Source organism: Aestuariivirga sp. (genome assembly GCF_037139295.1).
Lineage (GTDB): Bacteria > Pseudomonadota > Alphaproteobacteria > Rhizobiales > Aestuariivirgaceae > Aestuariivirga.
On the sequence record NZ_JBAXGR010000142.1, the window covers coordinates 1 to 6,835 of the forward strand.

General features: G+C 62.2%; 7 protein-coding genes and 1 pseudogene. 1 reads left to right on the forward strand and 7 read right to left on the reverse strand.

What is annotated here, in order from left to right:
- Window positions 1-355 (forward strand): annotated as a pseudogene (locus tag WCJ41_RS19425) (zinc-binding alcohol dehydrogenase); the annotation flags it as partial.
- Here the strand turns inward: WCJ41_RS19425 and WCJ41_RS19430 are convergent.
- The 7 genes from WCJ41_RS19430 to WCJ41_RS19460 all read right to left on the reverse strand — a co-directional run.
- The gene (locus WCJ41_RS19430; protein ID WP_336907492.1) at window positions 352-1,506 is read right to left on the reverse strand and encodes an aromatic ring-hydroxylating dioxygenase subunit alpha; all 1,155 of its coding nucleotides are present in this window, start codon (window positions 1,504-1,506) and stop codon (window positions 352-354) included. The pseudogene WCJ41_RS19425 and the gene WCJ41_RS19430 overlap by 4 nt on opposite strands.
- Before the next feature lie 11 nt (window positions 1,507-1,517).
- Window positions 1,518-1,916: a VOC family protein gene (locus tag WCJ41_RS19435; RefSeq protein ID WP_336907493.1), complete on the reverse strand. Its 399-nt coding sequence runs from the start codon at window positions 1,914-1,916 to the stop codon at window positions 1,518-1,520.
- Window positions 1,913-2,677 (reverse strand): MBL fold metallo-hydrolase, encoded by a 765-nt coding sequence (locus WCJ41_RS19440; protein WP_336907494.1) that lies wholly within the window; start codon window positions 2,675-2,677, stop codon window positions 1,913-1,915. Before WCJ41_RS19440 ends, WCJ41_RS19435 begins: the two co-directional genes overlap by 4 nt.
- Complete coding sequence (locus WCJ41_RS19445; RefSeq protein WP_336907495.1) at window positions 2,677-4,287, reverse strand: NAD(P)/FAD-dependent oxidoreductase; 1,611 nt, start codon at window positions 4,285-4,287, stop codon at window positions 2,677-2,679. Before WCJ41_RS19445 ends, WCJ41_RS19440 begins: the two co-directional genes overlap by 1 nt.
- A gap of 93 nt (window positions 4,288-4,380) precedes the next feature.
- Window positions 4,381-5,046, reverse strand: coding sequence for a hypothetical protein (locus WCJ41_RS19450; RefSeq protein ID WP_336907496.1), 666 nt, complete (start codon window positions 5,044-5,046; stop codon window positions 4,381-4,383).
- 241 nt (window positions 5,047-5,287) lie between these two features.
- Window positions 5,288-6,415: a hypothetical protein gene (locus WCJ41_RS19455; protein WP_336907497.1), complete on the reverse strand. Its 1,128-nt coding sequence runs from the start codon at window positions 6,413-6,415 to the stop codon at window positions 5,288-5,290.
- Window positions 6,416-6,428: 13 nt separating this feature from the next.
- On the reverse strand, window positions 6,429-6,835 hold a 407-nt coding region (locus tag WCJ41_RS19460; RefSeq protein WP_336907498.1), incomplete at its 5' end, for an ABC transporter permease subunit.

Below are 6,835 nucleotides of genomic sequence, written 5' to 3' on the forward strand. Positions count from 1 at the left end.
TGGCGTTCGCGCACTCGGCGGCGCCGACGCGGTTCTCAACTTCGCGCCCTCGAACCGCATCTGGCCGATGGTCACGGCGATGGTGAACAACTTCGCCATGATCATTTCCGTCGCCATGGTGGCGGAGCCGGTGCCGTTGGTGCTGGAGTGGCTGACCGCCAATGGCTGCCGCATCACCGGCACCAGCGTGGGCACGCGCCAGCAGATGCAGGATTTCTTGATGCTGGCCCGCAAGCACGGGATCGGCATCGACATCGAGCCGGTGGCGCTGAAGGACGTCAATGCAGCCATGGAGCGACTGGCGCGCGGCGACGTGAAGGGCCGCTTCGTGATCGACTTCGAACGCGCCGCCTAGGGCGTAGCCTCGATGGCCGCGATGTTGAGACTGTTGAAGTGGTGCAGGAAATGCTCGCTCCACGCCTCCGCGCAGGCAGGATCCGCCATCAGCCGGCCGCGCTGGTAGCCGAGCGAATGCAGTCCGCGCTGCACGCTCTCGACGATCTCCACGTCTTCGGGGCCCAGAATATTGTTGAACCACTCCACCGCCGAGGCCGTGCCGGCATCGAGCTCCGTCCCCAATCCGAAATAGAGCAGAGGCTCCACCGTCGCCTCTGGTCCGTCCGGGATCATCAGGAAGACGAGCAGCATGGAAGCACCTGGCAGGATGAGGAAGGCCATGTTGGGCCACAGGAAGACGATCTGAAAACCGTCATTGCGGCCGGTGAACCGGCGCTCGCCCTTCATCTCATAGGGTAGCATCTCCGCCGTGCCGCCCTTGCCGAGGAACTCGATGACCTTGCCCTCGATGGTCCAGCGGTAGCTGTCCTGGTCGATGACGTCCGAAAGCTGCTTATGCGCCGGCCCCGAGTAGAAGCTGTGGTAGTTCTCGAGGAAATTCTCCGCCACCACCTTCCAGTTGGCCTTGATGGCGAAGTCCTGCCGCGTGACATAGCGCAGTCTCTCCGCCTCAGGGCACATGGCGAGCAGCTTCTCGCCGAAATGCGGAACAGCCTTGCTCAGGGGCTCTGACGCAGGATCAAGATTGACGAAGACGAAGCCGCCGATGACGTCGACACCGACCGGCTTCAGCCGCACGTCCTCGCGACGGAAATTCAGCACCGCCTCGCATTTGGGAGCGCCACGCAAGCTGCCGTCGAGCTCATAAGTCCAGGAATGATAGGGGCAGCGAATGACGGCCTTGACGTTGCCAGTTCCGCTCAGCAGCTGGTGAGCGCGGTGCTGGCACACGTTGAAGAAGCCCCGAATACCACCATCCCGGTCACGGAGCACATAGACCGACTGTCCGGCGATATCGCCTGTCAGGTAGTCGCCCTCATCGGGGATCTGGGAGGCATGGCAAAAATAGGTCCAGTTCCGTTGGAAGATGGAGCGGATCTCCGCCCGATAGACATCGGGGTCGAAGTAGTAGGGCGCATCCGGCGTGAAGCTGTTTGCAGGATCATTGGTGAAGCCGGTGCCGGCCTTGCTGACGCGGTGATGGGTCATGGCGTGTTCCTTCAGTCCTTGTACCGCCCGGTCGCATGGAGGATCTCGATTTCGTTTCCTTCAGGGTCGTAGAGATAGAAATATCGCGTCTGCAGCCGGCCATTGGCGACATAATCGCTGATCGCCCCGCAGCTAATACCGAGCCCCTGGATGCGGGCATGCTCTGCCTCGAGATCGGCAGTTGTGAATGCGACATGACTGCGCCCAACCTCCGGCCTTGCGGCGAAGCGCCAGGGCCGCTCACTCAGCAGCTCCAGCTCCGCTCCACCGTCCCCGCGCAGATAGGCGAGCTCGGCACCCTCATAACTCTGGCGATCGGCAAGGCTGAGGCCGAGCACATGCTGGTAGAAGGCAATCGCCTCGTCGAGCTGGCGCACCTGTAACATGGCATGAGCCAACCGCAGACTCATGAGGTGACCTCCGCAATCCACGTCGAGGGATCGCCGAGGCGCTGGCCGCCGGCGAGGAATGAATCGATCAGCTCGACGAGTCGATCCCTGCCGAAGGAGCTTTCATGGCCGGCATGCACGCGCTCGATGGGAAGCTCCTTCAGCCGCCGCAGCGAGGCCTCATAGACCTGTGCGTCCGAGTGCCAGGCATTGTCAATCAGCATGCCGTCATAGATCACGTCCCCGCTGAACAGCGTTCGCGTGGCGCGCTCGTAGAGAGCAATCGAGCCGGGCGAATGGCCGGGCAGGTGGAACACGTTGAACGCCCTGTCGCCGAGATCGACGACATCCCCCTCGTCGAGGTAGCCGGTGAGTGGCGCAGGGGTGAGGCTAAAGTTACGCAGTTCGTAACCTGCGTGCGGAAGGGCGGTGATGAGCTCAGCACCCAGCCATTGGCTGGCGCAGCTGCGCGTGAGGTCGGGTGCGGCATAATCCTCGGCCTCGATGCGGTGGCCGAGCCGCACATCGAATTCATGCGCGCAGCCGATATGGTCGAAATGGCAGTGGGTGCAGATCGCCGTCACTGGGCGTTCCGTGAGAGCCGCGACCTCGGGCTTGATCGGCCGCAGCCCCATGCCGCTGTCCACCAGCAGATTGCCGTTCCGGCCGTGGATCAGCCACATGTTGCAACGCATCCAGGGGGCTACATGGCGCTCCAGGATGTGGCTCAGGCCATCATCGACCTTGTGGATCTCGTACCATGGGCCCGCCGCCGGCTGCATCAGGCTGCTACATCCGTGGCGCGCGCGAGATGGAAGCCTCGATAGCCCGCCGCCGCCACCTCTTTGCAGGCTGCCTCATAGACCTGGAAGCCGTCGACATAAGGCATGAAGACGCGGGGCTTGCCCGGCACATTGGCGCCCATATACCAGCTGTTGGCCTGCGGATAGAGCGTGCGGTCGGCGCTGTCGCGCACGCCCGCCATCCAGCTGTCCTCGGCTGCCGCATCCGCCTCAATCTCGGTGATGCCGTGCGCCTTCGCATGGCGCAGGAAATCGCCCAGCCATTCGACATGCTGCTCGATGGCAAGTATCACATTGGCGAGCACGGAGGGGCTGCCGGGCCCGGTGATGACGAACATGTTGGGAAAACCCGCCACCGCAAGACCGAGATAGGCACCTGCGCCATCGCGCCATCTGTCCTTCAAGGACTCTCGCCTTCGGCCGCGGATGTCGATCGCCGTGAGAGCGCCCGTCATCGCGTCGAAGCCCGTGGCAAGAACCAGCGTGTCGAGCGGATAGCGCGTGCTGCGAGTCTTGAGCCCATCGGCGCTGAAGCCGGTGATCGGGTCGCTCTTGATGTCCACCAAGGTCACGTTGGGTCGATTGTAAGTCTCGTAATATTCGGAATCGACGCAGAGCCGCTTGGCGCCGATCGGGTGATCCCGCGGGCAGAGCCTTTCGGCCGTTGCTGCATCCCTGACGATGGCGCGGATCTTGCGGCGCACGAAATCAGCGGCCAACTCATTGGCCGCAGCATTGTCCATCAGGTCGCGGAAGGCATATTGGTAATTGAAGCCGCCCTCTCTCCAGCGTTTCTCGAAAGCCTCCTCGCGTGCCTCCGGCGTCATCTCCAATATGGAGAGGTAATACTCATCCGCGTAGTCGCCGGCATACGAGTTGCGCGCCTTGGTGCGGAGCGCGCGATAGTCATTCTTCATCTGCTGGCGCTGGCTCTCGGGCAGCGGCCCGTTCCAGGCGGGGATCGAGAAATTGGGGGTGCGCTGGAACACGGTGAGGTGGCCCGCCTGCCGGGCGATGATCGGGATGGCCTGCACGCCCGAAGACCCGGTGCCGACGACGCCCACGCGCTTGCCCGCGAAGTCGTATCCTTCACGCGGCCAATCCGCAGTGTGCAGCACCTCGCCCCTGAAGTTCGCAAGGCCCGGCAGGTCCGGCACCTTGGGAACCGAGAGGCAGCCCGTGGCCATGATGAGGAACCGCGCCCGGAAGCTGCCCTGCCCGCTGGTGTCGACGAACCAGTACTGCTGTTGTTCGTCGTAGTGGGCGGCGCTGACGCGCGTGCCAAAGCCGATGTCGCGCCTGAGATCCAACCGATCCGCCACGAAATTTGCATATGCAAGTATTTCGGGCTGCATCGCATAGCGGTGGCTACAGTTCCAGTCCTGCTGGATCTCCTCAGAGAATGAGTAGGAATAGCTGAAACTCTCGACGTCGCAGCGCGCTCCCGGATAGCGGTTCCAGAACCAGGTGCCGCCCACGCCCGAGCCCGCCTCCAGGACGCGGCAGGTCAGGCCGAGACCGCGCAACTTATGCAGCATGTAGAGGCCGGCAAAGCCGGCGCCAACAACCACCGCATCGAAATCAGCCATTCGGCATTCTCCGCAAGCCGGACCCGAACCATAGCCAAGATTGGATCTCCATCCAAATTGTCTTTTGGCTATCCAGACCTACCTGTAGGCTGCTCAATCGGTATTCTTTTCCGAACTCCAATCAACGCCAATGATGAACAAGACGGAGTAGTCCTGTTTGTTGCAGCCATCGACTGGCGGCATCAGACCGCCGGGCGCTATCGGAAAACTCTTCTGGTCCACCGCAGCAGGGCTGCAGGAGCCGCCTGTTGCAGAGGTGTAGCGGGCAGAGCGACACTTGAGATGCGTGACGTCATAAATTGTCGCCCTGTTCCCCAACTCCCATGATTGCACACCCTGTGCGTCGGCGGGGTGGATCGTCAGAATGGCAGTCGCAGTCCGTCTACCCGTGACCAGATACCGTCCGGGCTTCAATGGAACGCTGGGTTGCTCCATGATCAACCCGTTCTCATCAAGCCACCAATCACTGGGATCGAACTTCCAGTTTGACGGCGCAACACCTCCTGACGAGAGCAGTCCCTCGAAGTTCTTCAACCATACACCCCTGGGGCCGGGATCAACTTCCCACACACCCCACTTCTCTGCGCCTGTACCACTGCTTGCGCCAGGCTCCACAAACGCCGCGATGAACTGTGTCGGAATGCGTTTGAATCTGATCGTGTCTGCAAAGGCTGTGCTGGCCACCAGCGATACGAAAGCAAGGTGCATGACCAAAGCGGTGCATCGCAGTTTTAGAAAACCTTCGGATCTCGCGTTCATTGGCAACTCCAAACATCACGATCATGGTTGAGAAACGGAAGAGCGACAGCCTGCGCCGCGACTGGTTGTTCACACAACATGCAGCAGCAATCGGAACAGGATTCGCTTTCCAAGGTCTACCAAACGACATTCGTGTTTTCATCCCGGCGGTTGCGCCAAGTTCTCGATCGCTGAATGTTGACGTGGATTGACCCGCGGCATTCTGTCGGCTGCAGGCCTCTCGGACTGAATTCGCGACCGGTCATTTTCCCGCTCGCAGGATGGTGAGGCATGAGCAGACAGACAGCGCCGCCGCCACCACAGACGCTGCGCCGTAGCCGCGCGTGATGTCATAGAGATAGCCAGCCGTCACAGGCCCAGCGACGCCAGCGATGCCCCAGGCGGTAAAGACCTTACCGTAGTTCAGTGCGAAGCCCTGTGGACCAGATATGCGCCGCACTTCCACAGGAATAACCGCAATTAGCACGCCGTAGCAGACACCCGCCAGACCCAGCAAGGCAGTGATCGGGAACATTCCCGCCACGAACGGTAGCACCAGAAGCACGGCAGCTTGCACGAGCAGCGGAAGTGCCACGCCACGGGGACCAGGAACATGCCCCGCGAACACACCTCCGAGATACCCACCCAGCACGCTGCCGAGTGACACGACGCTGGAGACGAGCCCGGCTTCCCCACCAAGCCCGTTGCGCCACACGGCGATAGCCGGCGCATGGGCGAGGACCATGAGGCCGGAGAAAGCACCTAGCAGATAGCTGAACCACAGAAGGCGCAGTGACCCAGGAATGACTTGCGGAATGCCCTCGACTGATCGCGGGCCAACAGGCGTATCTCCTTGGATGAGCGCTGTGCCGAGGGCGCAAATTGCAAAGACCACGGGTGCCAGCACCAGAAAAATGACGGGAACATGCATGCCCCCGAGTGCCGAACTGAAGAGCTGGGCACAAAGCACGGCGCCAAGGCCATAGATTGCAGTGGCGAGGCCCATCGCCTGCGCCTCGCGCCCGGGCATGGCGGCTGCGGCAATGCCGAGCGACATGGCATAGGCGACGCCATTCGCAAGACCGTACATCAACCCGAAGCCAAGCAGCAGACCGGCGGCGCTGGAGCTGCCGCCCGCGATCATAAGGCCCAACGCCGCAACAGCACCTGAACCGATCAGCCGAAATCGTGGGCCGAGCACCGCCTCAATGCGGCCATTCAGGTACACGCCCATTGTGAGGGCCGCGATCGCGAGCGCATAGCCCAGGCTGGCGACGGTTCGCGAGGTGCCAAGCCATTGTTCGACGGGGGCAAGCAGCACGCCGTAGGCATGAATCGACCCGAAGCACAGGCAGGTCATCAAGGCCGCGGCGAGTTTCCTTGAGTTCACCGCACCCACGGTCTCAAGCCATACCGAGTTGTCGCTTGCGCTGCATGGCCCATGCGCCAATCAGGCGATCTGCCGTAATGCCGATGAAGGCAATGCCGAGACCTGCAAGCAGGCCACGGCCCGTGTCCGCGCCCGGCAGCGCCTTGTAGATTTCCTGGCCCAGATCGCGCGAGCCGATGAGCGCCGTGATCGCCACCATGGCAAGCGCCATCATGATGGTCTGGTTGATTCCGAGCAGAATCTCCGGGAAGGCAATGGGAAGCTCTACTTTGCGCAGGCGCTGCCACGGCGTGGCACCCGAGGCGACGGCCGCGTCCATTGTCGCCGCGGGTACGCGTAGCAGACCCAGGTAGGTGTAGCGGATCGCCGGCACCGTTGCATAGGCCAGCATGGCGATGACGTTGGAGACGTCGCTGGTCT

Coding starts and splice junctions, on each gene's coding strand:
- WCJ41_RS19445 (WP_336907495.1), bottom strand. CDS start 4,287: ATGGCTGATTTCGATGCGGTGGTTGTTGGCGCCGGCTTTGCCGGCCTC.
- WCJ41_RS19430 (WP_336907492.1), bottom strand. CDS start 1,506: ATGACCCATCACCGCGTCAGCAAGGCCGGCACCGGCTTCACCAATGAT.
- WCJ41_RS19440 (WP_336907494.1), bottom strand. CDS start 2,677: ATGCAGCCGGCGGCGGGCCCATGGTACGAGATCCACAAGGTCGATGAT.
- WCJ41_RS19435 (WP_336907493.1), bottom strand. CDS start 1,916: ATGAGTCTGCGGTTGGCTCATGCCATGTTACAGGTGCGCCAGCTCGAC.
- WCJ41_RS19450 (WP_336907496.1), bottom strand. CDS start 5,046: ATGAACGCGAGATCCGAAGGTTTTCTAAAACTGCGATGCACCGCTTTG.